Origin of the sequence: Sinorhizobium prairiense, from assembly GCF_029201645.2 — a bacterium.
GTDB lineage: Bacteria > Pseudomonadota > Alphaproteobacteria > Rhizobiales > Rhizobiaceae > Sinorhizobium > Sinorhizobium meliloti_A.
The window spans coordinates 781,953-807,059 of sequence record NZ_CP104133.1 but is presented as its reverse complement, the minus strand read 5'-3'; the positions used below and the strand labels follow the sequence as shown (position 1 = coordinate 807,059).

The following is a 25,107-nucleotide window of genomic DNA, read 5'->3' as shown; positions in this document are numbered from 1 at the left end:
AAACCTCTGTCAGAATCTTTGCGGCGAAAAGGGTGCAATGTCGATGGCCGGAGTCCGGCCCGTCAAGAGATCGGCGACGATCCTGGCCGTCCCCGCCGATTGGGTAAGCCCGAGATGGCCGTGACCGAAGGCGAAGATCACCCGCGGCGTCGCGCGGGCGCGGCCGATGGCCGGCAGGCTGTCGGGCAGCGACGGCCGGAAGCCCATCCACCGCACCCCGCCTTCCGGTTTCAAGCCGGGCAGGAAGGCCTGCGCCTTCTTCAGCATCGCTTCCGAGCGGCGGAAGTTCGGCGGTAGATCGAGCCCGCCGAGTTCGACCGCACCGCCGACCCGGATACCGGTCGACAGCCGTGTCACGACGAAGCCATGGCCGCCGAAGGTGATCTGCGTGCGCAGATCGAACGCGTCGGCGGGAAGCGTCGTATTGTAGCCGCGCTCGGTTTCGAGCGGAATGCTTTCGCCGAGCGTGCGCGCAACCCGGTGCGAGAAAGCGCCTGCCGAGAGAACCACCTGTGCCGCCCGCCGGACCCTGCCGTCGGCGCTCAGGACTTCAACCGCCCCGTCGACGGGCTTCAGCGCAATGACCTCCGCGCGCTCGATCACCCCGCCGATCGTGCGGAAATGGTCGGCAAGGGCAAGCGTATAGAGCTTCGGATCGGCGATCGAGTACCAGCCGGGCGTGAAGGTGGCGTGGGTGAAGCGCGCCGCCAGGCCCGGCTGGATCTCGGCAATGCCTGCGGCATCGAGATGGCGGAACTCGATCCCGTGATCCGCGCGGGCCTTCCAGCCGGCAAGCGACGCCTTGAATTCCGCCTCTCCCTCATAGACCTGGAGGTTGCCTTCCTTGCGCAGCATGGGCGCCGTGCCGGTTGCTCCGAGGAACGGCTCGAGTTCCGCTTTCGACAGGTCCATCAGCGCGGTCTGGGCCGCGGTCGAATGCGCCACGCGGGCCGGCTGACAAGCACGCCAGAAGCGGAACATCCATGGCGCGATCTTCAGCGCATAGGCGGGCGGCACGGTTAGCGGTCCGAGCGGATCCAGGAGCCATTTCGGCGCCTTTTTCAGGATGCCGGGCGAGGCAAGGGGAAGGATATCGGTGAAGGCGAATGCCCCGGCATTGCCGGCGGAAGCGCCGGCCGCCGGCCCCTCGCGGTCCAGAACGGTGACCGACAGGCCGCTGGCCACGGCGGCAATCGCAGCCGATAGGCCGACGACCCCCGCGCCGATCACGATGACGTCCGGTTCGGCCATTTATCGTACGCTCGCCAGGAACTTCTGCGTCTCGGGGTTCTGCGGCGAGGCGAAAATCTGATCGGGCGAGCCGATCTCGGCCATGATCCCCTGATGGAAGAAGGCCACGCGATCCGACACGTCGCGGGCAAAGGTCATTTCGTGGGTAACGCAGATCATCGTCATTCCCTCTTCCGCCAGCATCTTCAGCGTGTCGAGCACCTCGCCGACCAGCATCGGATCGAGCGCCGAAGTCACCTCGTCGAACAGCATGTATTCCGGCGACATGGCAAGCGCCCGGGCGATCGCCATGCGCTGCTGCTGGCCGCCCGACATGCGGTTCGGATAGACCTTGAGCTTCTCGCCGAGACCGACGTGGGTCAACTGCTTCACCGCAATCTCCTCGGCCTTGTCCTTAGAGAGGCCGAGCACCTTGCGCGGGGCGAGCATGACGTTTTCCAGCACGGTCAGATGCGGGAAGGCATTCCATTGCTGGAACACGATCCCCACCTTGCGGCGCAGCCTGTTGAGATCGGTGCCCTTGGCATGGACATCGGTGCCGTCGATCACGATCCGGCCGGAGTCGATCGGCTCGAGCCCGTTGATGCAGGTGAGCAGCGTCGACTTGCCGGAGCCGGAGCCGCCGATGATGGTGACCACCTCGCCCTTTTCGACGGTCAGGTCGATGCCCTTGAGAACCTCCAGAGAGCTGAAGGATTTGCGGACGTTTTCGATCTCAATCATTGGGGGACCACCGTTTTTCGAGATACCCGCCAAGCCGGGCGACGGGGAAGCTGAGGAGGAAGTAGATGGCGCCGCAGATCAGCAGAATGAAGAGCGGCTCCTGCAGACGCGTGACCAGTATCTGCGAGGCACGCAAGAGCTCGACCAGGCCGAGCCAGAGCACCAGTGCGGAGTCCTTCATCACGCCGAGCGTCAGGCCTATCCACGACGGAAGCGAGACCCGGGTGGCAAGCGGCGCCACGATGTAGCGCATGTCCTGCCACCAGGTCATGCCGAGGGAGCGCGCCGCACGGCGGGTCGTCACCGGCACCGACGAAATTCCGCCGCGCACGATCTCCGCGCAGAACGCCGCCGTGTAGAGCGAAAGCACCACACCGGAGGTGGTGAAGGCGCCCCATCCGAGCTTGGCGATCGACTGGAAGGCATTGCCGAGCACGAGCTGGATCAGGAGCGGTACCGAGCGGAACACGTCGAGCAGCAAGGTGAGCGGTGCCGACCAATAGGGTCCGATCTGGAACCGGATCACTCCGAACAGGATGCCGAGAACGGTGCCGGCGGTGACGGCGACGGCGGTGACCGCCAGCGTCATTCCGGCGCCTTGCGCAAGAAAGGCGAGATCGTTCCAGGTGAGGGCAGTTTCAAACATCTCTCACCCCTCTCAGTAGCGGAACATGCGCCAGGCGAAGGCCCGGGCTGCAAGCGTGACCGCCTTGGCAATCAGGTAGTAGATCACCGCAGCGAGCGCGAAGAATTCGAATGTGCGGAAGGAGCGGGCATTCAGCTCCTGCGTGATGCCGGCCAGGTCGGTGTTCATGCCGACGGTGACGCCCAGCGACGTCATCAGGATGGCCCAGACCATCTGGTTGGTCGCGGGCAGGAAGGCCACGCGCAGCATCTGCGGCAGAACGATCAGCCGGAACGCCTGCAGCGAGGTCATGCCGAGCGACCGGCCCGCCCGCGCCTGCGTATCCGGAATGGCCTTGAGCGCGCCGCGGAAATTCTCGGCAAGATAGCCCGCATTGTTGAAGGCGATCCCGACCAGAAGCGCCGTATAGGGGCTCAGGTGGATCCCGAAATTGCCGAGGCCGAAATGGGCCATGTAGATCTGGAACAGCGCCGGCGTGTTTCGCGCGACCTCGACCCAGGTCGTGGCGATGCCGCCAAGGATACGGCTGCCGGATAGACGGAACACGGTGAGCGCGATCGCGCAGGCGACGCCGATGACCATCGACAGCACCGCGACCTGCAGCGTGACCACCGCGCCATCCAGCATCTGCGGCAGCGCCCTCAGCGCCTGATTCCAGTGGAAGGTGTAGTTGAACATTCCCGTCTCACCCCTCGGAATGCAGCGACGGCGCGGGTTGCCCCGCACCGTCAGATCCTCGGATCAGCGGTAAACGCCGTTCACCGACAGGGACGGAGCCTCGCCACCGACCCACTTCTCGTAGAGTTCGGCATAGCGGCCGGTGCGGACCTGCTGATTGACGAACAGGTTGAGGTAGTTGAGGAAGCCGTATTCCTCGCGGTTGGTGAAGAGGGCCACGTAGTCGATGTCGAAGGGCGCCTTGTCGACCACGGAAATGCCGGGGAACTTGCCGCCCTTGACGTTGGACTGCGCGACCGTCGAGGTAGAGACGGTGGCGTCGAGCTGGCCCTGGCTCAGCGCCAGGAAGACGTCGGCCTGCGTCTGGTAGGGGCGGAACTCGCCCTCGCCCCAGGCCTTGACCTGGTTTTCGAGTGCGATTGCCTCATAGGTGCCGGCGGTGGCGCCCACCACCTTGCCCTTCATGTCTTCGAAGGACTTGATGCCGGACTTCTCGTTGGCGGTTACCGCCATTTCGAAGGCAAAGTAGGGCACCGTCATCCCGACGGTCTTGGCGCGCTCGAGCGTATCGGAGGTGGAGGCGACACCTACATCGACACGGCCGGACATCAGCGCCGGGATGCGCTCGGGAAACGGCGTCTCCACGATCTCGGCGGTGACGCCGAGCGCCTTGGCCAGATCGTTGCAGTAATCCACGTCGAAGCCGATCGGTTCGTTGTTCTCGTCGCGCGAGCCCATCGGCGGGAAGTCGAGCACCACGGCGCAGCGCAGCGTTCCCGAAGCGATGATGTCGTCCAGCTTGTCGGCATGGGCGGGGCTCGTCAGAGCGGTGGCGGCAACGAGGCCGAAGGCGAGGACCGAGGTCTTCATTCTTGTTCTCTCCCTTGAGTTGGCCGATCGGTGTGACGGCGCGCGCACTATTCCGCGTCGGAGACCACAAATCAATTTAAAAATACAATTAGTATACAAAAAGTATATAACAGGACGCCTTTTCGCAATGAAAAGGGGCTTTCCCTTGTGGAAAAGCCCCTTTCATTGCGCAGTCGACGGGCTGGATCAGCCGAGGAAGTCCTCGGGCAGCAGGTCTTCCGGCATGTTCTGGTAAGCCACGGGACGCAGGAAACGTCGAATCGACATGGTCCCGACGCTGGTTGCGCCGAAATTGGTCGAGGCCGGATAGGGGCCGCCATGCACCATCGAATCGACGACTTCAACCCCGGTCGGGAAGCCGTTGACCAGCACCCGGCCCGCCTTGCGCTCGAGCACCGGACGCAGACGGCGCGCCGTCTCCAGGTCGCCCGCATCCATGTGGATGGTTGCGGTCAGCTGGCCCTGGAAGCCGCGCGCGAGCTCTTCCATTTCGGCCACCGATCCTACTCGAACCACGAGTCCAAGCGGACCGAATACCTCTTCGCCGAGCGCATGGTCGGCCAGGAATTGCGCGCCCGTCGTTTCGAAGAGATTGGGCGATGCGTCACGGCCGGATGACTCGGTCGCAAGCAGCGGTTTCACGGCGTTGCGCGTCGCAAAGCGCGCCTGACCGTCGCGGTAAGCCTTGGCGATACCGTCCGTCAGCATGGTTTGCGGTGCCACCTTGGCAAGCGCCTCGACGGCGGCGGTGGTGAAGCGGTCGGCATCCGCACCTTCGGTGACGACGGCGATGCCGGGATTGGTGCAGAACTGCCCGGCGCCCATGGTGAGCGAACCGGCCCATCCCTGCCCCAGCGTTTCCGCCCGTGCCTTCAACGCTTCCGGCAGCAGGAACATCGGGTTGACCGAGCCGAGTTCGCCGAAGAACGGGATCGGTTCGGGGCGTGCTGCGCAAAGATCGAACAGGGCACGTCCGCCGGCAAGCGACCCGGTGAAGCCGACGGCCTTGATGTTGGGATGCTGCACCAGCGCATGACCGACGTCGCGGCTGCCGCCCTGGATCAGCGAGAATACGCCGGGGTGAACACCCGTCTTGCGGATCGCTGCGTCGATGGCCTCGGCGACGATCTCGCCGGTGCCGGGATGCGCCGAATGGCCCTTTACCACTACGGGGCAGCCCGCCGCGAGCGCCGCGGCCGTATCGCCGCCGGCGGTCGAAAAGGCGAGCGGGAAATTCGAGGCGCCGAAGACGGCGACCGGACCGACGGGGCGCTGAACCAGCCGTATCTCCTGACGGGGCGCCGGCTGACGCTCGGGCAGCGCCGCATCGATGCGCCGGTCGAGATAATCACCCTTTTCGATATGATCGGCAAAGAGCCTGAGCTGGCCGGTCGTGCGGCCGCGTTCGCCGTTGAGCCGCGCCTCGGGCAGGCCGGTTTCCTGGCTGCCGATCTCGGTAATCGCCTCCGCCCGGGCCTCGATCTCGTCGGCGATGGCGCGCAGGAAGGCGGCGCGCTCCTTGCGCGAGGAATAGCCATAGGTCCAGAAGGCTTCCTCGGCCGCCTCGCAGGCCCGGTTCACCAGCTCTACGGTGCCGACGGCAAAATCATGCGCCGGGCCATGCGCCGGAGCCGAGGCGAAGGTGCCTGCCCCATCGAGCCATTCGCCCGCGACGAGGTGTTTTCCTTTGGGGGTGAAAATCATCTGACTTTCCTTTCTCTGGATCACGATGACCCTGGTCGATTCGGCACAAGATCATAAAACGCGTCGATTCCCGCAACGAAGCGGGATTGCCGGCGGAAATTCGCATACACTCTCCTCGCCCGTTGCGGAACCGTTACCTTCCGGCGAACAGACGAATTGCACTTGCCGGGGGTTTGTATACTCTATGTATGCAGAACATCAACCGCCTGCCCCTGAATCAGGCCCAGCATGAGAGAGACGACATGAGCGAGACAACCACCCTGACGACCACCGCGCTTCAGGAGCGCGTCGAGGCGATCTTCCGCAAGGGCGGCCTTAACGTGGTCCAGGCGGGCGCTCTCGCCCGGGTGATCGTCGCCGGCGAACGCGATGCCTGCAAGTCGCACGGCATCTACCGGATCGAGGGCGCGCTGCGCACGGTCAAGGCCGACAAGGTCAAGCCGGATGCCGAACCGGAAATCGTCGCGCAGGAAGCCTCGGCGATCGTCAAGGTGAATGCCAGGGGCGGTTTCGCCAATCCCGCCTTCGAACTCGGTCTGCCGGTGCTTGCCGAGCGTGCCCGCAAGCACGGCATCGCCGCACTCGCCATCAACGACTGCACGCATTTTTCGGCGCTCTGGCCGGAAGCGGAGGCGCTCACGGGAGAAGGGCTTGCCGGGCTCGTCATGTGCCCGAGCTATGCCACGGTCGCGCCGACCGGCGGCAACAAGCCGTTGCTCGGCACCAACCCCTTCGCCTTCGGCTGGCCGCGCGCGGGCAAGCCGCCCTACGTCTTCGACTTCGCGACATCGGTCGCGGCCCGGGGCGAGATCGAGTTGCACCGCAGGGCGGGTAAAGCGCTGCCCGAAGGCTGGGCCATCGATGCGCAAGGCAATCCGACGACCGACCCGGAGGCTGCGCTCGCGGGCGCCATGCTGCCCTTCGGCGGACACAAGGGCTCGGCCATCGGCACGATGATCGAACTGCTGGCGGGCATCATGATCGGCGACCTGACCAGCCCCGAAGTGCTCGACTATCTCGGCACCACGACGCTCGCACCCTTCCATGGCGAACTCATCGTCGCCTTCTCCCCGGAGGCTTTCGCCGCCGGCCGTCCAGGCGACCCCTTCGCCCGGGCCGAGCTGCTGTTCGAAGCGATCGTCGGCCAGGGCGCCCGCCTGCCTTCGCAGCGCCGCTTTGCCGCCCGAGCGAAGTCGGAGGCCGAGGGCATCACGCTGAGCGCGGCCGAGATCGAGCAGCTCGACCGGCTGCTGGCGCTCGGACTCGACGCCGTGGCGTGATCCCCGGCGGGCACTCTTCCACCCTCCTGTGGCAAGCATAGGAGGGATTCGGGCACAGGAGGGATTTCGGGGAATTCAGACATGACGTGGCTGGAACGGGTACGCCGATGGGCAAGGGGCATCAAGCGAGACGTCGTCGTCCTGTGGCTCGCGGCGCGTGACCGCCGTGTGCCCTGGTACGCGAAGCTGGCGGCAGGCGCAGTCGCGGCCTATGCATTGTCGCCGATCGACCTGATACCCGACTTCATCCCGGTCCTCGGCTATCTCGACGACCTGATCATCGTTCCCGTCGGCATCATCGTCGTGCTGAAGCTCATCCCGGTCGATGTCCTTGCGGATCTGCGCGCCACCGCAATGAAACACACCGCGCAGCCGGTGAGCCGGGCCGGGCTGGTGGCCGTCGTTTCAATATGGCTTCTGCTGGCAGTTCTGCTCTTTTGGGCGGCGCTCGGCCCCCCTGCCGCCGCGCGGTAAAAGAAAGAGGCCCTCCTGATGGAGAGCCTCCTCCGTCTCCGGCCCGATCAGGCCTTGTATTTTTCGACGGCGCCCGGGAGCTTGCTCCACTCGGCATACCAGGTGTTGAAGAGCTTGAACTGCGCCTCGACATAGCCGCGCTGGCTTTCGGTCAGCGCGTCGGTCTCGTTGAAGTGGAGCGTGTATTCCTTGTCTCCCTTCAGCACCATCATGTGCTTGAAATACAGGACGAGGTCCGGCCCTTCATCGAAGGAGGAAAGCACGGCAAGCGCCTGCTCCAGTTCCTGTGCACGCTGGCGTGCGTCGACATCGCCGGCAGCAGCTGCCTGGGACAGGTTGCAGAGGTGGATCACTTCCTTCGGCAGCACGTTGCCGATACCGGTGATGGCGCCGGTCGCGCCGCAGTTCACGAAGCCGTGGAAGACGGCCGTATCGACGCCGATCATCAGCGAGACGCCGTCGTCACGGCTGGTGATGTGCTCGGCCGCGTAGCGCATATCGGCATTGCCGCCGAATTCCTTGAAGCCGACGAGGTTCGGATGCTCCGCGCGCAGCGCGAAGAAGAGGTCGGCGCGAGTGGCGAACCCGTAATAGGGGCTGTTGTAGATCACGGACGGCAGGTCCGGGGCGGCAGCCAGGATCGCCTTGAAATGCGCCTTCTGCGCCACGATCGAGGGACCGCGCGACAGCACCCGCGGGATTACCATCAGGCCCTGCGCTCCCACCTTCTGGGCATGCGCCGCATGCGCGACGGCCGAGGCGGTGTTGACGGCACCGGTGCCGACGATCACGGGGACGCCCGCCTTGACCAGGCGCTCCACGCCTTCCATGCGCTGCGCATCGGTCAGAAGCGGCCAGTCGCCCATCGAACCGCAATAGACGACCGCCGACATGCCGTCGGCAATCAACGCCTTGCCCTTGCGGACGAGGGCATCGAAGTCGGGCGAGCGGTCTTCCCTGCAAGGGGTCATCAGGGCGGGGATCACGCCCGAAAAAATCTTGGCCTTCATTTCAAACTCCTATTGGCCTGACGGATGGCAGAGACAGGACGCCATCGCGGCGATTGCCTGTGCTTCGATATGAAAATACCATTTGTATTTTATTTGTCGACAGAAATCGTGCTCGGCTCACAGGGCAATTTCAAGCCGGTCGTTGCGGGCGAAAAGCTTTTGAATTTGCTGGACGATCTGCTCGGCATGTGTGCGGGCCAGCCGATCGGCCGCCTCGACATCACGTGCGGCGATAACGGCGATCATGTCCTCGTGCTCGTCGACGAAGCGCTGCGGCAGCCGGTCGTCATAGGACTGATAATAGAGCCGGAGGATCCGCCGGCCTTCGTCGAGAAGCCGGTTGAACAGGCCGATGAAATAGGGATTGCGGCCTGCCTCGGCGATGGCCGAATGGAAGGCGGCATTGGTGGCGATCATCGCCAGCGCATCCTGCGCCTGGACCGCTGCGGCGAATTCCGCCTGACGGGCGCGGATCACCTCGAGATCCTCCGGGCGGTGATGTTCGGCCGCCAGGCGCGTCGTGACGCGATACATCAGCACCAGCGCGTCGAAGAAAGTGTGCAGGTTCAGGAAATCGATATTCGACACCATCGTCGATCTGTTGGGCAGCGTAGCGATCAGCCCCTCTCCCGCCAGCCGCACCAGCGCTTCGCGGATCGGCGTGCGCGACATCTTGAACCGTTCGGCAAGCTGCACCTCGTCGATCGGACAGCCCGGCGGCAGAACCAGATCGAGGATTTCGTCCCGCAAGAGGTCATAGACCACCTTCACGCCGGAACCGCGCTTGCGTTCGGGAGCTGAATTGGTGTCCGTATCCTTGTTGGTCATGCGATCTCCTTCTTGTCGACAAAAGAAATACTTCTCCGCGACGATGGGATCAACGGGCTTGCCCGCATGTTTCGCGGATTTCAGGCCGTTTTACCGATAATCTTTCAGGTCTCCGGCAGGGTAAAGACGGCGCAGGGCGCCGCGATGCCGCGCAGCGCGTGTTCGCCCAGCGGCACCAGCGGGGTTCGGGTCTCGGCGGCAAGTGCGCCCGAAATCAGCACGGATCGCCCGAGCGGCCGGCACAGGCCCTCCAGCCGGCTCACCAGATTGACGGCCGGACCGATGGCCGTGAAGTCCAGCCGGTCGATCGATCCGACATTGCCCCACAGTATCTCGCCAAGATGCAGCGCCGCGCCGAAGCGCAACGGCGGCAGTTCCTGTTCGTGGCGCAGAGCCTCGAGATGCGCCATGCCCGCGCGGGCGGCAACGACCGCGCGCAGGGCCCGGTCGCAGGCCTCCGCCGGCAAAGCGTTGACCGGGAAGATCGCCAGCACCCCGTCGCCGATGAACTTGAGCACCTCGCCGCCGAAGGCGTGTATCGCTCCGGCAAGCCGGTCGAACCAGTCGTTGAGCGCCGCGATCACGCGGGCCGGCTCATGTTCCTCGGAAAGGCCGGTGAAGTTGCGCAAGTCGGCATAGAGCAGCGCCGCACGGATGCTCTCTCCGGTGCCGCGGCTCAGCGCCCCGGCCTGCACACGGGCAGCACTGCGGCGGCCCAGATAGGCCTCGAGCAGCGCCGCGCGCGTCGCCCGCTCCGCCAGGACGGCCAAGGGCGCCGCCGCGAAGCGGGCGGCCTGGCGCAACCGCGCGACCTCGGCCGGATCGAACTGCCTCGTCCCGGCCCAGCCCAGCACCACCTTCTCTTCCGTCTGGCCGACCACGTCCTCCTGCACCGGACCGAACCCCGCCAGCCAGTCGCGACCGGCGTGGTCGACCGGCCCTTCGGCAAAGCCGAGCGCTTCGATGACCGCGCCGTCCTCCGCCCGCCAAAGCCAGGTGCGCCGCGCGATGATCGGATGCGGCACCGCCAGCGTCAGGGCACCGCCGGCCAGCGGAAGGCCGTCTGCGCGGAGCCGGGTTCCGAGCTCTGCCAGGAAGGGATCGGGGCCGGACGAGGTACCGGCCTCATCCAGAAGCCATGCGAGGGGTGCGGGCAGGTCCATGCGTTGATCATAGAGCAGTTGCAGGAAATGTGTGAACCGATCTGGCCTCGCGGCACTGATCCGAAAATCGCCCCGGCTCCGCAGGCAGTGGCGCGGGCGCTCCCCTCGGGATATGATCGTTCCCGTCCGGATCCGGCGCGCGGCCTTCTTTCTCGCCGGCGCTCGACGGCAACCGAAGGGGAGTGCGATGCAAGAAGCTCTCGTCGTCCGCCGCGAAACGCATGTCTCGGCACCGCCAGCGGCAGTGTTCGCCCTACTCACCGACCCGGAGAAGATCCTGCGCTGGATGGGAACGGAGGCTGATGTCGAGCCGAAGCCCGAGGGGCTTTATCTCGTCAATGTTACCGGGGCCCGCTTCGCCCGCGGCTCCTTTCGCGAGGTGGTGCCGGTGCACCGCCTGGCTTACAGCTTCGGCTGGGACGACAGCGATGTCGTGCCGCCGGGCTCGAGCCTGGTCGAGATCGACCTGATCGAGCAGCCGGATGGAACGCTGGTGCGACTGACCCATTCGGGCCTGCCCAATGCCGAGCAATGTGCCGGTCATGCCGAAGGTTGGGCCCACTATCTCGATCGGCTTTCGGAAGTTGCCGCGGGACGCGACCCGGGGCCTGACCCGTGGCACGGCCGTACCGGGTGAGCCTCGGCCCCGGCCGCTGACCTGGGAGCTTCCGCCTCGTCCTTCTCGCGCGGAACTTTGCGGTGCCTGACGTGTTTGCCGTAGCCGCCGGCAACAAGGCGGCCCACAAGGTGTCGCGAGTGTTCGAATGGGATCGAGAAGGAACAGAACCGAGGAAAGATCGTCCGCCGCTCGAACCATGCCGAGGCTCGAGCGCAACATAAACGCCATTCTGAAGCGGCGCGAGGAAGACGAGCGCGGACGGAGGGCGCACGACAGGGTCGCGCAGGCGATCACGAACTTCGCAGGCTCCATGACTTTTGTCGGCTTGCACGTCCTGGCGTTCGGCGCCTGGATCGCTCTAAACCTCGGCCTGGTTCCCGGCATACCGGTGTTCGACCCGACCTTCGCGGTCCTCGCCATGGTTGCTTCGGTGGAGGCGATCTTCATTTCCACTTTCGTTCTGATCAGCCAGAACCGGATGGCCGAGAAGGACGACGAGCGCTCCGACCTCAATCTGCAGATTTCGCTCCTTGCCGAGCAGGAGGCGACGCAACTGCTCGCGCTTCTTCGTGAGATAGCCGGCCGGCTGGGCGTGAAGGTGGACGGTGAAGAGGACATCCGTGAACTCACCGAGGAGATCACGCCGGAAGAGGTCCTCAATCGGCTCGAGGACCAGAAGGTCCGGTCGGGCGATTAGAACCACGCCCATTTGCCGCAGGAACAATCGGCCGGGCCCGTCATTTGACGACTGACAACAAAAGGAGTCCAAGATGGAGGAGTCACAAGCCATTTCCCGTCCGCAACGCGCTTCCGACTATTCCGGTCGCCGGATGGACTGCATCGCCGCTCTGCGGCCGGCCGTTTCGGACCTGGCGGCGACATCCCAGGAAAGCATCGTGGCGGCGATGGGCGGGGAGTTGACCGACGATCTGCTGGCGCTCGCCCATCGGGCCGAGGCGGCCGGTTGGACGTTCGAGGAGGCATCGGCGGCGATCGAGGAGCTTGCGCGCGAATATGAGGGCGCGAAAGGAACCATCTTCGATTGAAACCGGTTGAACCCGGCGATCTGCTTCCACGATCAGGAGATAGAGGCCGTTGGCGAAACTCGGCGTTTTGACCTTCCACCGCTGCATCAATTATGGATCGTTCTGGCAGGCGCGATCTCTTGTCCACGGTCTTCGTTCGCTCGGCACCGACCCCATTGTCCTCGACCATCATTCCGCCCGCGTCACCCGGGCCGAGTGGCGCTGCGCGATGCAGCCGCTTCTGCCGGAGAGGACCCCGCGCGCCGACATTCCGCTCTACGCTTCCAAGATCAGAAAATTTCAGAGCGCCCTGGCTTCGGTGCCGATGAGTGCCCCCTTCGCACTGGACGATCCGGCCGGCGCCGAAGAATGCGATATCGTCGTCGTGGGCAGCGATGAGGTTTGGAACTTGCGGCACCCCTGGTACGGCGGTTGCTCGCTTTTCTACGGGGAGGGTCTCTCCGCCAAGAGAACCGTTTCCTACGCGGCGACGTTCGGAAACCACCCCGCGGCCGATGGCCTCGAACCATACTGGGCTGAAAGGCTGCGCAAATTCGATGGAATTTCCGTCCGCGACGACAATTCGAGGGCGATCATCGAAAAAGATGTGGGACGCGAGGCGACGCTCGTTCTCGACCCGTGCCTGCAGTTCCCCGAGACGATTTCCTTCGGCCCGAATGCTCTGGCTTCACGCCCCTACATAGCCGTCTACGGACATTCGTTCCCGTCGTGGTTTCAGCACACGATCCGCCATTGGGCGACGACGCGCTCGCTGCCTCTCGTCAGCATAGGCTATCGCAACGAATGGGCGGACGAGCAGTGGCTCGATGCCGGGCCCTACGAGTTCGCCGCCTGCATGGGGGGTGCCGAGGCCGTCGCGACGAATTTCTTTCACGGCTGCATCTTCTCCCTCCTCAACGCCAAGCCATTCGTCACGGTCCTTTCCGACTATCGTTCCAACAAAATCGCCGATCTCGCGCGCACCGCCGGCGCGGAACGGCACGTGGTATCGCAGGAGACGCCGCAAGCCGACTACGAAACACTTCTCGCGCAATCCCCGAGCCCGGCTATCGCGAGAAGGCTCGCCGAACTCCGCCGGCAATCACGGACCTATCTGACAGATGTCCTCGCCTGAGCGACCCGCACCCGCCTTGGCCAGCGCCTCGCTCTCGCCGGGGCAGATGGCGAAATCCGGGCTCTGCATCGGTTGCGGCACGTGCATGGCGCAATCGGGCGGCAGCGCCGCGATGCGTCTCGACCGCTATGGCCAGCTCAAACCGGCCGCTACACATCGCCCCGACGGGTTCGCCGAGCTGTGCCCCTTTTCGCCCCACGCCCGAAGCGAAGACCAGATCGCCGAGGCACGCTTCGGATCGGCGCGATTTTACGACCCGCGGATCGGCCGCTTCGAGGCAGCCTATGTCGGCCATGTCAGCGAGGGCAGCTTTCGAGCGGATGGCAGCTCCGGCGGCATGGCCAGTTGGACCGCCGCGGAGCTTCTCAAGAGGAACCTGGTCGACGCGGTTGCGCATGTGGTTCCCTGTTCGGGCGCCGGCGAACGTCTGTTCCGGTATCAGGTCTCGCGGTCCGCGGATGACCTGCGCAAGGGCGCCAAGTCGCGCTATTATCCGGTGGAGCTCTCCGGCGTCATCGCCGAAATGAAGCGGCATCCCGGCCGCTACGCAGTCGTCGGGATACCCTGTTTCATCAAGGCGATCCATCTCCTCTGCCTCAACGACCCGGTGCTTGAGGAGCGCCTTGCCTTCACCCTCGGCCTGTTCTGCGGACACATGAAGAGCACCCGCTTCGTGGAAAGTTTCGCCTGGCAGATGGCCACGGAAATGAACGCCGTAGCGGGCGTGGACTACCGCCTGAAGGATTCCGCAAGACCGGCAAACTGGTACACGGCCCATCTGCGGCTCAGGGACGGAAGCACGAGAAGCAAGGATTGGTGGCATCTGGTCGACGGCGACTGGGGAGCCGGGTTCTTCCAGAATTCCGCCTGCAATTTCTGCGATGACGTGGTTGCAGAAACGGCCGACATCTCCTTCGGCGACGCCTGGGTCGAACCCTATTCGTCCGACGGCCGCGGAACGAATGTGGTCGTCGTTCGCTCGCCCCTGCTGCAGACGCTCGTGGCCGAGGCGATCGACGCGGGAAGGCTCGACCTGAGCGCGGTCGACAGTGCCTTCGTCGTGGAGACGCAGGCTGCCGGTTTCAGGCAAAGACGGGAGGGGCTGGCCTTCCGGCTGGCCTGGCCGCGTTCCGGCATTCGACCGAGGAAACGCGTTGCGCCGAAGTGGAGGGGCTTGCCTGCACGGCGGATGCTGATTTACTGGCTGCGCAGCGCGATCAGCGCAAACAGCCACCGTGTCTTCTGGCTTGCCAGAACCCTGAACATGCCAGCCGCCTATCTCCGCTGGGCGGCGGCGATGCTCGCTCTCTACCAGGGCGTGACCTATTCACGCGGCTGGATCGGCAAGCTCGCCGATGCCATCGCGACGCCTTGGCGCAAGGGCTCGAAGGACGACGGGGCGGGCGCATAGCGCGCCGTCATTTCGGCACAGAATTCGGCAAACTCCTCCGGTACGAGGGGCGCGCTCGTGTGGTGCGGAGCAAGCCCCCGGTGCTCGGGCGTGAAGCAATAGGTGACGGTGACGTCGAAATCCTCGAGCGCCTCCATCTGGCGATCGAACCAGTCGAGCGCATTCGGCCGGAAGCGGTCGGCCCAGGAGAGCCCGGTGCGCAGATATGTCACGCCTAGGCGCTTCATCCAGGCGACGGCATCGTCGAGGCGCGGGTCCTCGAAATGGAACCATTGTACGAGCCCGATCTCCGGCGTGTGGCGGGCAAACTCCTCGAACGCCAGTTTCGGCGTTCCGTCCTCGCGCAGAAGACCCATGTAGAAATGCCGGTAGTAGGACGAACCCTCGGCCTCCCGATGCCGCGTCGTCGCCGGCCAGGCCCGCGGCAGGTCGTAAAGGCTGTACCATTGAATCCGATCCGCCCGGCCCTTCAGGAGTTCGGCGGTTCGCTTCAGTCCCCAAAGCTGCACTTCCTCGGCGCCGAAGGTGGAGACGCCGACCTCGCTTACCCAGACCGGCAGTTCGGTGACGCTCTTCAGTTCATCGAGCTTCTGCGGCCATTCATGGATCTGCCAGAGGTTCCAGTCGAGCGGGAAACCATGGGCCGCGACGGCGTCGACATGGTCGAGCACGCCTTCCGATTTCATCAGAGCGAGGAAGTTCGGATCGATCGGCGAAATTCCGCCGAGCACGCGCGTGAGCCCGGGATTGACCTCCCGGATCGCAGCCGCCGCCAGCTTCGCCATATGGGCAAAGCGGCTCCAGTCCGGATCGATCTCCGGATCCCAATGCGACTTGTTGTTCGGCTCGTTCCAGATCATGGCGGCTTCGATCATGAGTACCTCCGAATTGCGGGAAACGCCGGCCGGCCCCCCGCATTTGCGGCACCGGCGGGCGCAGCCGGCCGGCTACGACGCGTTTTCATTCAATGTCAGGATTTTCGCGCCCCAATCGCCCATCACCAGCACCGAGACGGAGGCAGGCGTGATTTCGAAGCGCGGCCAGGCGTCGGCGGAAAGGCCTAGGACATGACAGACCAGGGTTTTGATGACGTCCGCGTGGCTGACCAGGGCGACCTTCTCCTGGCCGTGGCGCTGCGCAAGCGCCGCCACAAGTCCCACCGCCCGGCATTGCACGTCCAGCATCGTCTCCCCGCCGGGGGCACGCACGAGGCTTCGCATCGCGTTCCATCGCCGCCAGAGGGGGTCCGTATCGAGGACGTCGAAAGTCTTGCCCGACCAGTCGCCGAAATCCACCTCGTCCAGCGCTTCCGTGGTCACGACTTCCGCAACTTCCGACGCCGCGGCGATCGCCGCGGCCGTTTCCTGCGTGCGTTTGCGCGGGCTCGCATAGATCGAGCCTATGCCTTCGCCGGCCAGACGCGCCGCGAGCCGCTGAGCCTGCTCGCGGCCCGCGGTGCCGAGCGGCACGTCGCCGGTCCGCCCGGCAAGAAAGCAGCCGACCCTGTCATGGGCGGCATGCCGTACCAGAAGGAAAGTGGTCGTCACTCGGCCGCCCCCAGGAGTGCGTCGGTATCGCCGGCGATGAATTCCTCGAGGCGTCTGCGCGCTTCGGCATCGGTGAACTGCTGCGGCGGCGACTTCATGAAGTAGCTCGAAGGGGCAATCAGCGGACCGGCGATGCCGCGGTCGATTGCGAGTTTGGCGCAGCGAACCGCATCGATGACGACTCCTGCGGAATTCGGCGAGTCCCAGACTTCGAGCTTCAGTTCCACGTTGAGGGGAACGTTGCCGAATGTCGTGCCCTCGACGCGAATATAGGCGAACTTGCGGTCGGCAAGCCAAGGGACGTGATCGCTCGGGCCCACGTGGATGTCGCCGGCCGCGAGCGGAATATCCATCTGGCTGACGACCGATTGGGTCTTGGAAATCTTCTTCGATTCGAGCCGTTCCCGCTCGAGCATGTTGAGAAAGTCGGTATTGCCGCCGAAATTGAGCTGGTAGGTCCGATCTATGCGCACCCCCCGGTCGCGAAAGAGGTTGGCAAGCAACCGGTGCACGATGGTCGCGCCGACCTGGCTCTTTATGTCGTCGCCGATGAGCGGCAGGCCGCGCTCGGCGAACTTGCGCTGCCACGACTTGTCCGAGGCGATGAAAACGGGAATGCAGTTGACGAAACCGCAGCCAGCGGCAAGCGCCTGCTCCGCATACCACCGCGTGGCGACTTCGGAACCGACCGGAAGATAGGAGACGAGCACGTCCGTCTCGGTCCGGCGCAGGACCTCCGCGACGTCGGCGGCGGGCGCATCGGATTCCTCGATCTCCTCGCGCAGATAGCGGCCGATGCCGTCGAGCGTTCTGCCGCGCTCGACGAGCACGCCGGTGGCGGGAACTTCCGCAAAGCGGAACGTGTTGTTGGGAGCGGCGTAGATGGCCTCCGCGACATCGCGCCCGACCTTCGAAGCGGCGACGTCGAAGGCCGCTGAGAGCTCGATATCACCGACGTGGTATCCGCCGAGACTGGTATGCATCAGCCCCGGAACCGGCTCGTCCTCCTTCGCGTCGCGATAGAATGTCAGCCCTTGGACGAGGGAGGACGCGCAATTGCCGACACCGACCAGCCCGACCCGAATGGAGTTCGATCGCATCTCACCACTACTCCTGCGCAGTATCTACAATGCTTGCCAAACCCGCGCGCAACCGATTGGTTCCTTCTTCTTTCTCCCGTTTCTCGCGCATCGGGGATCGAATTCAGCCGCAGCGCGTTGAAGGGGCGGACAGGAAAGTGAGCGAGACTTCATGCTCGTATACGGTGACGCAAAGCGCCTGGAGCGCGCCGACACGCTATGCGCCGAGATCGCCTCGCGCCTGCATAGGGCCCAACACCAGCCGCCGGGCATCGCCCGCCACACCGAGCTCGTCGCCATCCTGCTCAGGGCCGGGGAACTGGTGCAGGGGCTTGCCGACCTGGAACTGGTGCGGATGGGAGCCGACGACATCTCCGCATCGCGCCAGACCGGCGAGTGCCTCCTCCTCGACCTTGCCGGGCTCGTCGCCCGGTCCTGGCGCCAGGGCTTCGCCGGCCCGGTGGTCGTGCCGGCCCGTGTCGCAAGGTCGCTGGCGGACAGCCAGGCACCGCTTTCCCTCAGCATTCGCGAGCCGGAAGGCTATGCCTTCTATGCTCTTTACCCGGAGAGCTATCTCGAGGCCGCGGCAGGTTCCGGGCTTCCTGCCGACACGGTGGTGATCGGCCTGCGCAGCATCGGCACCACGCTCTCGGCACTTGTCGCGGCTTCCATTGGTGCCGCGCCTCCGGTTACACTGCGGCCGATCGGCGATCCGTTCCGAAGGCGGCTTGCAGTCGCGCCGCAACTCGCGGAACGGCTGCTGCGCGACCCGGCGGCGGATTTCGCGATCGTGGACGAAGGACCCGGCCTTTCCGGCAGCTCGTTCGGATGCGTCGCGGATTGGCTGGAGGATCACGGCGTCAGCGCCAACCGCATTCACTTCTTCCCCGGCCACAAGGGAGGACTTGGGCCGCAATCCTGCGGCCGTCATCGCCAGCGCTGGGCGGAAAGGCCGCGTCATGTCATCGACGTCGACGATCTCCTGATCAAGCCGTCGCAATCTGCGCGCCACCTCGCCGATTGGGTCGCCCATCTGGTCGGCCCGCTCGAGAAGCCGCTCGAAGATGTCTCAGCCGGCCTTTGGCGCAAGATGCTTCCCGGCGATCGCTGGCCTCCCGCAGACGGCAGGTTCGAACGCCGGAAATTCCTGGCGCAAACCGCCGACGGTCCGTGGCTCGTCAAGTTTGCGGGACTCGGCGAAGCCGGGCAGCGCAAGCTCGTCAAGGCGCGTCTTCTTGCCGAGGCAGGCTTCACGCCACCGGTCGCCGGATTATGCCATGGCTTTCTGGTTCAGAAATGGGTTTCGGCGAAGCCGATGGCGCCGCCGGAATTCCGCCGGCCGGCCTTCATCGCCCATCTCGGCCGCTATCTGTCCTTCCGGGCGCACAGCCTGCCGCCGCCTGCGGCGCAAGGGGCATCCATGGCCAAACTTTGCGAGATGGCAGTGATCAACACCGAAGAGGCATTGGGCAGAGCGGCAGCGTCGCGGCTGAAGAGCCGCCTCGGCGATGCGGAACGATACGATTCGACGATCGTGCCGGTCGATACGGACAACCGGCTTCACCGGTGGGAATGGCTGGTCGCAGGAGAGCGACACATTCTCAAGACCGATGCGTTCGACCACAGCAGCGCCCATGACCTCGTCGGCTGTCAGGATATCGGCTGGGACATTGCGGGAGCGAGCATAGAATTCGACCTCACCCGGGAGGAGCGGGCGGCGCTGCGCGCGGCCGTATCCGAAGGCTGCTCGCGCATTCCAGATGCCGGGCTGCTGGAGCTCTTCGAACTCTCCTATCTCGCCTTCCAGCTGGGCCTGTGGATGTCGGCAAAGGCCGTGGCCGCCCCCGAGGAAGTCCCCCGGCTGGAGGCCGCAGCCGCGCGCTATGCGAGGTTCCTTCGGCGCCGGATCGAGGATTAGGATAGGAGCCGCAGCGGACGGCACGCCGCCCTACCGCCCATAAATCCTGTCCAGCACATCCGCCACTGTGACCAGATATTCGTTGTCGGGATCGAAGCGCGCGCCTGCGGCCAGCCTCTCGGCCCAGCCGGCCGCCGCGCGTCCGCCCCAGGCGTCGGGGGGAACCGCAAGCACCTCGCGCTGCGTGCCGCGATACCGTTCGGCCGTGAAGTCCAGATACGATCCGTTGACGTTTCTCAGGCTGGCGCCGCCTTCGGTGCCATAGAAGTCGGCGCTGATCACCGCATCGCATCCGGCCTGCAAATGCCATGAGCATGCGATCCTGGCGAGAGCGCCGTTCGCCAGTTCGACCGTAGCGACGGCGTAATCCTCGACCTCGTCGCCGTCGCGGCGGATGGGCAGACCTTTAGCGAAGAGCCGGCTTTCCACGCGGACGACGTCCGGGAACCCGAGGACCCAGAGAAGGAGGTCGACCAGGTGCACGCCGAGATCTATGACGCAGCCGCCGCCGGAAAGCGCCTTGTCGTAGAACCACGGCTTGCTCGGCCCGTAGGCATTGTGAAAGGTGAGGTCTACGGCGAACACGGTGCCGAGTTCGCCCGACGCGATCAGGTTGCGAATTTGCCGCATGCCGTCGGTGTAGCGATAGGAGAGATCGACGCTCAAAAGCCTGTCGACGTGCCGGGCGGTTTCGACCACCGCCGCGGTCTCGTCGCGCGTGCGGCCGAGCGGCTTCTGGCAGAAAACCGCCACGCCCTGCTCCAGTGCCACGATCGATTGGGCGGCGTGGAGCGCGCTCGGCGAGGCGATCACGATGCCGTCGAGCTCCTGGTCGAGCAGTGCCTCGAGCGAGTTCACGACGGAGGCCTCGGGGGTCAGCTCGCGGGCCGCCGCCGCCATTTCCGGCGAAGGATCAAAGATCGCGACGGTTTCGACGGATCCGGTTTCGACCACCGCCTTCATCCGGTGCAAGCCGATTCTTCCGACGCCGAGAAAGCCGACGCGGGGGCGAATGACGGCCTTCGGGCTCGTTGAAAGCTGCATTGCGTCACTCATGGCAGATCACCAGCGCTTTGATGAAACCTTCCGGCCGGTCGCGCGTCATGTCGAGCGCGGCGCCGAGTTCTTCGAGCGGAAACCGATGGGTGTAGAGCCGCGAGGGAGAAAAACCACCCGCTGCCGTCGCTTCGATCGCCTCGTTCATGCCGCGCATATAAACGGCGGGATCGCGTTCATGCGCGTTGATCACGTCCAGGCCGCGCCAGTTCCAGAGCTGCATGTTCACCTGTCGGGGGCCGTCCTGGTGGTAGCCTGCGACGACGAGCCTGCCGCGCTCCTTCGTCAGTTCGCCGGCAAGATCGAGCGGCCATTGCTTGCCGACCGCCTCGATGACGCAATCGCAGAAACGCCCGTCGGTCAGTTGCTTCACCTCTTCGATGATCCGCCAGTGATCGTCCATGGGAATCACTTCGCTCGCACCGGCCTGCTTGGCCGCGGCGAGCGAAGACGGCCTGCGCGATATCGCTATCACCCGCGCGCCGGCAGCGCTTGCGAGCTCGGTCAGAAGAATCCCGAGAAAGCCGATACCGACGATCGCCACAGTCTCTCCCGGACTGATCGCGCTGCGCCGGAAGATGTTGAAGGCACAGCCGAGCGGTTCGCCGGGAAAGGGCTGATCTGCAAGAGACGCCGGCAAGGGCGCGATCGCGCTCTGATCGGCGATGTCGTGCGTGGCATAGGCATGGTAGGAAAGTGCCGCCACGCGATCGCCCGGCGCGAAACCCTGCACGCCCTCGCCGACCGCCTCGACAATGCCCCAGCCCTCGTGTCCGAGCGCGCCGGGTTCCGTCGGAAACTGCATCCATTCCGGACCCGCCCAGGGAACGAGATTTGAGGCGCAGACGCCGCAGCCTTCGAGCCTTATCCGCACCTGGCCGCGATCCGGTTGCGGCAACGGCAACGTCTCTATGCGCACCGCGCCCGGCCCGGTGACGATAGCGGCGGACATCGTGTCCGTCCGCTGAGATATGCTGATGTTCATGTCAGCTCCTTCCCTCGTGGCGACCTGTCCGGCAGCACGAAAAGGGTGTCGCGAGGTCCGCCGGACCCGCCCCTGCCCCGGCCAAAGAAAGCTCCGAGCAATGTTCAAGAGCCTCCCGCCCTTAACTTGATGTTGCAGCTTTTGTTCCTGATGCCCGCAGTTCGCGTGGAACACTCCCGCGAAAGAGAGGTTTGTACCTTGGCACGGGGCGACGCCCCCGGGGGATCAAAGAAGAACATCAAAGAAGAAGAAGTCAAAGAAGAAGGAACATTTGCGACGCACGTTTGTTGGAGGTTTGTCTCTATCTCTGATTGGTCATCATCAGGTGCATTATGACAAAAGTACTTGTTACCGGCGGCTGCGGCTTCATAGGGCGGCATGTTGTCGAAGAGCTTCTTTCAAGGAACTACGACCTGCGCGTCCTCGATGCGTTGAACGATCAGGTCCATGCGGATGCGCAGGTCACGCTGCCACCGGAAGTAGACATGCGGCGCGCCGACATATGCGACGCAGACGCGGTGAAAAGCGCGCTGAAGGACGTCGATCACGTCATTCATCTCGCCGCGGAAGTCGGCGTCGGCCAATCGATGTACGAGATTTCCCGCTATGTCGGCGTCAACGACCTGGGCACCGCCGTCCTGCTCGAGGCGATGATCGGCATGCCGATCCGGCGGATCGTCGTCGCCTCTTCCATGAGCGTTTACGGCGAAGGCTTGTACGAGACGACGGCCGGCGATCGTCGTGCGCATATCCGGCGATCCCCCGCCGAAATCAAAGCCGGCGCCTGGAACCCGTCCGGTCCTGACGGCGAACGCCTGAGGCCGATCGCCACCGACGAGAACAAGCCGGTCGACCTCGCTTCCATCTACGCGCTCACCAAATATGCGCAGGAGCGTCAGGTCCTTATATTCGGAGAAGCCTATGGGACGGACGCGGTGGCGCTGCGGCTCTTCAACGTCTACGGCGCCGGCCAGGCGCTTTCCAACCCTTATACGGGCGTGCTTGCCAACTTCGCCTCCCGCCTTGCCAACGGGCAATCGCCGATGGTCTTCGAGGACGGCCGGCAGAAACGTGACTTCGTGCATGTCCGCGACGTGGCGCGTGCCTTCCGGCTGGCGCTCGAACAGCCGCACGCCGCCGGCCACGTCATCAATATAGGCAGCGGCAACGCCTACGCCATTGCGGACATCGCCTCGCTGCTTGCCGAAGCGATGGGTGTACCGGAGATCGAGCCGGAGATCATGAACAAGGCCCGCTCAGGCGATATCCGCAATTGCTTTGCCGATATCGCCAAGGCACGCGACCTTCTCGGCTTCGAACCGGCCCACCGGCTCGAGGACTCGCTTGCGGACTTCGCCCAATGGGTCCGCAGCGCCGGCGCGATCGACCGCGGCGCCGAGATGAAACGCCATCTGGAAGCACGGGGGCTGGTCCTATGAGCGGCCGGACGGTCGGCACGGACCGGCATCTGGCGGCGCCCGCTCTTTCCGGCAAGACGGCGCCGATCCTGGTCGTTGGCGGCAGCGGCTTTCTCGGCAGCAATCTGGCCGACAGCTTTCTGCGCGACGGCGAGCACGTGATCGTTCTCGACAATCTCAGCCGTCCCGGCGTCGAGCGAAACCTCGAATGGCTGGTGGACGGCCACGGCCGTGCCGTCGAGGCATTGATCGCGGATATCCGCGACCTCGGCGCGATCGAACCTGCCTTCAGAGAAGCCAGGGCTGTGTTTCACTTTGCGGCCCAGACGGCGGTAACCACCAGCCTCGAGCAGCCGACGGACGATTTCGAGACGAATGCCCGCGGCACGCTCAACGTGCTCGAAGCCGCACGCCTGGCCGGCCGCCGTGCGCCCGTCATCTTCGCCAGCACAAACAAGGTCTATGGCGCCCTCGGGCACATGGCGATGCAGGACATGCGGGGCCGTTACATGCCGGCCGACGAGGCGACACGCGAGCATGGCGTCGGCGAGGCCCAACCGCTGGATTTCTGTACGCCCTACGGCTGCTCGAAGGGTGTCGCCGACCAGTATGTGCTGGATTATGCCCGCTCCTTTGGCTTGCCGACGGCCGTGCTCAGGATGAGCTGCGTCTATGGGCCGAGGCAGTTCGGCACCGAAGACCAGGGCTGGGTCGCCCATTTCCTTATTCGCGCCCTCGCCGGCGAGCCTGTTTCGATCTATGGCGACGGCAAGCAGGTCCGCGACATTCTTCATGTCACCGACGCGGTCGCGGCCTATAGAGCGCTCCTGAAATCGATCGACCGCCTGAAGGGGCGCGCTTTCAACCTTGGAGGCGGACCCGCCAATGCCGTCAGCATTATGGACGTGCTGAGCGAGATCGAGCTTCTGACCGGCCGCGCGCTCTCGAGGGCAAAAAGCGATTGGCGCGCGGGCGACCAATTGTACTTCGTCGCCGATACGCGCGCGATCGCCGATGCGCTTGGCTGGAAGGCCGCAATGCCCTGGCGCGAGGGCTTGCGCGACCTCTACGCCTGGCTTCACGACGATCGGGGTGCGGTCAGCAGGATCCGGCGCCAACCGCGGAGGGTCACCGCATGAGCCTTCCCGCCGTTTCCGCCGCTCGATTTGACGGCCGCCGCAGGGCCCCGGGCCCACTGCCGCGGCGGGTGTTGATGACCGTCGATGCCGTCGGCGGCGTCTGGCGCTATGCGATGGATCTCGCCGCGGCCATGCGCGATTGCGGCGTGGAGCCGCTGATCGTCGGCCTCGGCCCGCAACCTTCCCCGGAGCAACGGCGCGAGGCGAACAGCATCGGCCGGCTCGAATGGACGGCTCAGCCGCTCGACTGGATGGTCGAAGACGAGAGCGAGCTCGACCGCGTGCCGCACCTCCTGTCCGAACTTGCGCTCCGGCATTCCGTCGATCTCCTCCATCTCAACCTGCCGTCCCAGGCGGCTCGGATAACGGCGGAACTACCGCTCGTCACCATGTCGCATTCCTGCGTCGCCTCCTGGTTCGCTGCGGTGCGCGGGTCTGGTTTGCCGGAAGCCTGGGCCTGGCAGAAGCGATTGAACCGGTTGGGATTCGACCGCGCCGACCTGGTGCTCGCGCCGAGCCGAAGCCATGCCGCGACCCTGACGCGCACTTACGGCCCAATCCCCGATCTCGCAGTCGTCTACAATGCGAGCCGGAACGCATGCTCCGTCAGCACCAAGGAAAACTTCGTCTTTGCCGCCGGTCGCTGGTGGGACGAAGGCAAGAACGGCGCCGTGCTCGACAGGGCCGCCGCCGACATAGGCTGGCCGGTCGTGATGGCCGGCGCCTGCGACGGCCCTACCGGGCAGCACCTGGTGATCATGCATGCCGATCACGAAGGCGAACTCAGCCACGACCGGACGATGACGCTGATGTCGAAGGCCGCGATCGTCGTCTCTCCATCGGTCTACGAACCCTTCGGGCTGGTGGCGCTGGAAGCCGCGCGTGCAGGCGCTGCACTGGTCCTCGCCGACATCGAGACCTATCGCGAGCTCTGGGAGGGCGTTGCCCTTTCGCCGACCCCCGTGATCCCGCCGCCTTTGCCGAAGCCGTCAACCGGCTGACGGAGGATGAAGGGCTCAGGGCCGACCTCGGGCGGCGGGCGCAGCTGCGCTCAGGCGATTTCACGGTCGAGGCTCAGCGCGACGCGGTGCTCGCCGCCTACCGGCGCGTGATGAGCGGGTCCGATCGATTGACGGCAGCGGAGTGAG

At 65.0% G+C, this 25,107-nt stretch carries 24 protein-coding genes and 1 pseudogene; 11 read left to right on the top strand and 14 right to left on the bottom strand.

The window, feature by feature from the left end; genetic code table 11:
• Positions 1-9: 9 nt before the first annotated feature.
• The 6 genes from N0Q91_RS27090 to N0Q91_RS27065 form a co-directional block, all read right to left on the bottom strand.
• Entirely contained in the window at positions 10-1,251 is a 1,242-nt protein-coding gene (locus tag N0Q91_RS27090; RefSeq protein WP_275599697.1) for an NAD(P)/FAD-dependent oxidoreductase, read from the bottom strand.
• Positions 1,252-1,974 (bottom strand): amino acid ABC transporter ATP-binding protein, encoded by a 723-nt coding sequence (locus tag N0Q91_RS27085; RefSeq protein ID WP_018097994.1) that lies wholly within the window; start codon positions 1,972-1,974, stop codon positions 1,252-1,254.
• Positions 1,967-2,620, bottom strand: coding sequence for an amino acid ABC transporter permease (locus N0Q91_RS27080; RefSeq protein WP_275599696.1), 654 nt, complete (start codon positions 2,618-2,620; stop codon positions 1,967-1,969). Before N0Q91_RS27080 ends, N0Q91_RS27085 begins: the two co-directional genes overlap by 8 nt.
• A 12-nt stretch (positions 2,621-2,632) precedes the next feature.
• Positions 2,633-3,298, bottom strand: a complete 666-nt coding sequence (locus tag N0Q91_RS27075; protein ID WP_010975155.1) for an amino acid ABC transporter permease — start codon at positions 3,296-3,298, stop codon at positions 2,633-2,635.
• 63 nt (positions 3,299-3,361) lie between these two features.
• Positions 3,362-4,168 (bottom strand): ABC transporter substrate-binding protein, encoded by an 807-nt coding sequence (locus N0Q91_RS27070; RefSeq protein WP_018097996.1) that lies wholly within the window; start codon positions 4,166-4,168, stop codon positions 3,362-3,364.
• Between the two features lie 186 nt (positions 4,169-4,354).
• The gene (locus N0Q91_RS27065) at positions 4,355-5,872 is read right to left on the bottom strand and encodes an aldehyde dehydrogenase (NADP(+)) (RefSeq protein ID WP_275599695.1); all 1,518 of its coding nucleotides are present in this window, start codon (positions 5,870-5,872) and stop codon (positions 4,355-4,357) included.
• A gap of 242 nt (positions 5,873-6,114) precedes the next feature.
• Here N0Q91_RS27065 and N0Q91_RS27060 point away from each other — a divergent pair, with 242 nt between their 5' ends.
• Positions 6,115-7,152, top strand: a complete 1,038-nt coding sequence (locus N0Q91_RS27060; RefSeq protein ID WP_275599694.1) for an Ldh family oxidoreductase — start codon at positions 6,115-6,117, stop codon at positions 7,150-7,152.
• An 81-nt stretch (positions 7,153-7,233) separates the two neighbouring features.
• Positions 7,234-7,626, top strand: a complete 393-nt coding sequence (locus N0Q91_RS27055; RefSeq protein WP_275599693.1) for a YkvA family protein — start codon at positions 7,234-7,236, stop codon at positions 7,624-7,626.
• 47 nt (positions 7,627-7,673) lie between these two features.
• Here N0Q91_RS27055 and N0Q91_RS27050 read toward each other — a convergent pair whose 3' ends face one another.
• The 3 genes from N0Q91_RS27050 to N0Q91_RS27040 all read right to left on the bottom strand — a co-directional run bounded on the left by N0Q91_RS27050 (position 7,674) and on the right by N0Q91_RS27040 (position 10,627).
• Positions 7,674-8,636 (bottom strand): dihydrodipicolinate synthase family protein, encoded by a 963-nt coding sequence (locus tag N0Q91_RS27050; protein WP_100672508.1) that lies wholly within the window; start codon positions 8,634-8,636, stop codon positions 7,674-7,676.
• A 117-nt stretch (positions 8,637-8,753) separates the two neighbouring features.
• A complete protein-coding gene (locus N0Q91_RS27045) occupies positions 8,754-9,464 on the bottom strand; it encodes a GntR family transcriptional regulator (RefSeq protein ID WP_275599692.1) in 711 nt (236 codons plus the stop codon).
• Between the two features lie 104 nt (positions 9,465-9,568).
• Complete coding sequence (locus tag N0Q91_RS27040) at positions 9,569-10,627, bottom strand: adenylate/guanylate cyclase domain-containing protein (protein ID WP_275599691.1); 1,059 nt, start codon at positions 10,625-10,627, stop codon at positions 9,569-9,571.
• A 187-nt stretch (positions 10,628-10,814) separates the two neighbouring features.
• Here N0Q91_RS27040 and N0Q91_RS27035 point away from each other — a divergent pair, with 187 nt between their 5' ends.
• The 5 genes from N0Q91_RS27035 to N0Q91_RS27015 all read left to right on the top strand — a co-directional run bounded on the left by N0Q91_RS27035 (position 10,815) and on the right by N0Q91_RS27015 (position 14,817).
• Positions 10,815-11,264, top strand: coding sequence for an SRPBCC family protein (locus N0Q91_RS27035; protein ID WP_003528608.1), 450 nt, complete (start codon positions 10,815-10,817; stop codon positions 11,262-11,264).
• Positions 11,265-11,391: 127 nt separating this feature from the next.
• A complete protein-coding gene (locus tag N0Q91_RS27030; RefSeq protein ID WP_275599690.1) occupies positions 11,392-11,943 on the top strand; it encodes a DUF1003 domain-containing protein in 552 nt (183 codons plus the stop codon).
• A gap of 73 nt (positions 11,944-12,016) precedes the next feature.
• Entirely contained in the window at positions 12,017-12,292 is a 276-nt protein-coding gene (locus N0Q91_RS27025; protein WP_018098005.1) for a hypothetical protein, read from the top strand.
• 49 nt (positions 12,293-12,341) lie between these two features.
• Positions 12,342-13,406, top strand: coding sequence for a polysaccharide pyruvyl transferase family protein (locus N0Q91_RS27020; protein WP_275599689.1), 1,065 nt, complete (start codon positions 12,342-12,344; stop codon positions 13,404-13,406).
• Positions 13,393-14,817 carry a Coenzyme F420 hydrogenase/dehydrogenase, beta subunit C-terminal domain gene (locus tag N0Q91_RS27015; protein ID WP_275599688.1) on the top strand — a complete coding sequence of 475 codons (1,425 nt, stop codon included), beginning with the start codon at positions 13,393-13,395 and terminating at the stop codon, positions 14,815-14,817. The genes N0Q91_RS27020 and N0Q91_RS27015 overlap by 14 nt, the downstream gene beginning before the upstream one ends.
• On the opposite strand, the gene N0Q91_RS27010 is transcribed toward N0Q91_RS27015, so the two are convergent.
• From N0Q91_RS27010 to N0Q91_RS27000, 3 genes are all read right to left on the bottom strand, one after another.
• Positions 14,730-15,692, bottom strand: a complete 963-nt coding sequence (locus N0Q91_RS27010; RefSeq protein ID WP_275599687.1) for a glycoside hydrolase 5 family protein — start codon at positions 15,690-15,692, stop codon at positions 14,730-14,732. The genes N0Q91_RS27015 and N0Q91_RS27010 overlap by 88 nt on opposite strands.
• Positions 15,693-15,764: 72 nt before the next feature.
• Positions 15,765-16,364, bottom strand: coding sequence for a histidine phosphatase family protein (locus N0Q91_RS27005; protein WP_275599686.1), 600 nt, complete (start codon positions 16,362-16,364; stop codon positions 15,765-15,767).
• Positions 16,361-17,464 carry an inositol-3-phosphate synthase gene (locus N0Q91_RS27000; RefSeq protein WP_275599685.1) on the bottom strand — a complete coding sequence of 368 codons (1,104 nt, stop codon included), beginning with the start codon at positions 17,462-17,464 and terminating at the stop codon, positions 16,361-16,363. The genes N0Q91_RS27005 and N0Q91_RS27000 overlap by 4 nt, the downstream gene beginning before the upstream one ends.
• Positions 17,465-17,615: 151 nt before the next feature.
• Here N0Q91_RS27000 and N0Q91_RS26995 point away from each other — a divergent pair, with 151 nt between their 5' ends.
• Positions 17,616-19,361 carry a hypothetical protein gene (locus tag N0Q91_RS26995; RefSeq protein ID WP_275599684.1) on the top strand — a complete coding sequence of 582 codons (1,746 nt, stop codon included), beginning with the start codon at positions 17,616-17,618 and terminating at the stop codon, positions 19,359-19,361.
• A gap of 30 nt (positions 19,362-19,391) precedes the next feature.
• Here N0Q91_RS26995 and N0Q91_RS26990 read toward each other — a convergent pair whose 3' ends face one another.
• Positions 19,392-20,417, bottom strand: a complete 1,026-nt coding sequence (locus N0Q91_RS26990; RefSeq protein ID WP_275599683.1) for a Gfo/Idh/MocA family protein — start codon at positions 20,415-20,417, stop codon at positions 19,392-19,394.
• A complete protein-coding gene (locus N0Q91_RS26985) occupies positions 20,410-21,402 on the bottom strand; it encodes an MDR/zinc-dependent alcohol dehydrogenase-like family protein (RefSeq protein WP_275599682.1) in 993 nt (330 codons plus the stop codon). The genes N0Q91_RS26990 and N0Q91_RS26985 overlap by 8 nt, the downstream gene beginning before the upstream one ends.
• A gap of 332 nt (positions 21,403-21,734) precedes the next feature.
• Here N0Q91_RS26985 and N0Q91_RS26980 point away from each other — a divergent pair, with 332 nt between their 5' ends.
• The 3 genes and pseudogenes from N0Q91_RS26980 (at position 21,735) to N0Q91_RS26970 (ending at position 25,106) form a co-directional block, all read left to right on the top strand.
• Entirely contained in the window at positions 21,735-22,841 is a 1,107-nt protein-coding gene (locus N0Q91_RS26980) for an NAD-dependent epimerase/dehydratase family protein (RefSeq protein WP_275599681.1), read from the top strand.
• Positions 22,838-23,959, top strand: coding sequence for an NAD-dependent epimerase/dehydratase family protein (locus N0Q91_RS26975; protein WP_275599680.1), 1,122 nt, complete (start codon positions 22,838-22,840; stop codon positions 23,957-23,959). The genes N0Q91_RS26980 and N0Q91_RS26975 overlap by 4 nt, the downstream gene beginning before the upstream one ends.
• Positions 23,956-25,106, top strand: a pseudogene (locus tag N0Q91_RS26970) (glycosyltransferase family 4 protein). The gene N0Q91_RS26975 and the pseudogene N0Q91_RS26970 overlap by 4 nt, the downstream one beginning before the upstream one ends.
• Position 25,107 lies beyond the last annotated feature (1 nt).

What these genes read in the sequence shown, in the direction of transcription:
- N0Q91_RS27090 (WP_275599697.1), bottom strand. Translation starts at nt 1,251, where the DNA reads ATGGCCGAACCGGACGTCATCGTGATCGGCGCGGGGGTCGTCGGCCTA.
- N0Q91_RS27085 (WP_018097994.1), bottom strand. Translation starts at nt 1,974, where the DNA reads ATGATTGAGATCGAAAACGTCCGCAAATCCTTCAGCTCTCTGGAGGTT.
- N0Q91_RS27080 (WP_275599696.1), bottom strand. Translation starts at nt 2,620, where the DNA reads ATGTTTGAAACTGCCCTCACCTGGAACGATCTCGCCTTTCTTGCGCAA.
- N0Q91_RS27075 (WP_010975155.1), bottom strand. Translation starts at nt 3,298, where the DNA reads ATGTTCAACTACACCTTCCACTGGAATCAGGCGCTGAGGGCGCTGCCG.
- N0Q91_RS27070 (WP_018097996.1), bottom strand. Translation starts at nt 4,168, where the DNA reads ATGAAGACCTCGGTCCTCGCCTTCGGCCTCGTTGCCGCCACCGCTCTG.
- N0Q91_RS27065 (WP_275599695.1), bottom strand. Translation starts at nt 5,872, where the DNA reads ATGATTTTCACCCCCAAAGGAAAACACCTCGTCGCGGGCGAATGGCTC.
- N0Q91_RS27060 (WP_275599694.1), top strand. Translation starts at nt 6,115, where the DNA reads ATGAGCGAGACAACCACCCTGACGACCACCGCGCTTCAGGAGCGCGTC.
- N0Q91_RS27055 (WP_275599693.1), top strand. Translation starts at nt 7,234, where the DNA reads ATGACGTGGCTGGAACGGGTACGCCGATGGGCAAGGGGCATCAAGCGA.
- N0Q91_RS27050 (WP_100672508.1), bottom strand. Translation starts at nt 8,636, where the DNA reads ATGAAGGCCAAGATTTTTTCGGGCGTGATCCCCGCCCTGATGACCCCT.
- N0Q91_RS27045 (WP_275599692.1), bottom strand. Translation starts at nt 9,464, where the DNA reads ATGACCAACAAGGATACGGACACCAATTCAGCTCCCGAACGCAAGCGC.
- N0Q91_RS27040 (WP_275599691.1), bottom strand. Translation starts at nt 10,627, where the DNA reads ATGGACCTGCCCGCACCCCTCGCATGGCTTCTGGATGAGGCCGGTACC.
- N0Q91_RS27035 (WP_003528608.1), top strand. Translation starts at nt 10,815, where the DNA reads ATGCAAGAAGCTCTCGTCGTCCGCCGCGAAACGCATGTCTCGGCACCG.
- N0Q91_RS27030 (WP_275599690.1), top strand. Translation starts at nt 11,392, where the DNA reads ATGGGATCGAGAAGGAACAGAACCGAGGAAAGATCGTCCGCCGCTCGA.
- N0Q91_RS27025 (WP_018098005.1), top strand. Translation starts at nt 12,017, where the DNA reads ATGGAGGAGTCACAAGCCATTTCCCGTCCGCAACGCGCTTCCGACTAT.
- N0Q91_RS27015 (WP_275599688.1), top strand. Translation starts at nt 13,393, where the DNA reads ATGTCCTCGCCTGAGCGACCCGCACCCGCCTTGGCCAGCGCCTCGCTC.
- N0Q91_RS27010 (WP_275599687.1), bottom strand. Translation starts at nt 15,692, where the DNA reads ATGATCGAAGCCGCCATGATCTGGAACGAGCCGAACAACAAGTCGCAT.
- N0Q91_RS27000 (WP_275599685.1), bottom strand. Translation starts at nt 17,464, where the DNA reads ATGCGATCGAACTCCATTCGGGTCGGGCTGGTCGGTGTCGGCAATTGC.
- N0Q91_RS26995 (WP_275599684.1), top strand. Translation starts at nt 17,616, where the DNA reads ATGCTCGTATACGGTGACGCAAAGCGCCTGGAGCGCGCCGACACGCTA.
- N0Q91_RS26990 (WP_275599683.1), bottom strand. Translation starts at nt 20,417, where the DNA reads ATGAGTGACGCAATGCAGCTTTCAACGAGCCCGAAGGCCGTCATTCGC.
- N0Q91_RS26985 (WP_275599682.1), bottom strand. Translation starts at nt 21,402, where the DNA reads ATGAACATCAGCATATCTCAGCGGACGGACACGATGTCCGCCGCTATC.
- N0Q91_RS26980 (WP_275599681.1), top strand. Translation starts at nt 21,735, where the DNA reads ATGACAAAAGTACTTGTTACCGGCGGCTGCGGCTTCATAGGGCGGCAT.
- N0Q91_RS26975 (WP_275599680.1), top strand. Translation starts at nt 22,838, where the DNA reads ATGAGCGGCCGGACGGTCGGCACGGACCGGCATCTGGCGGCGCCCGCT.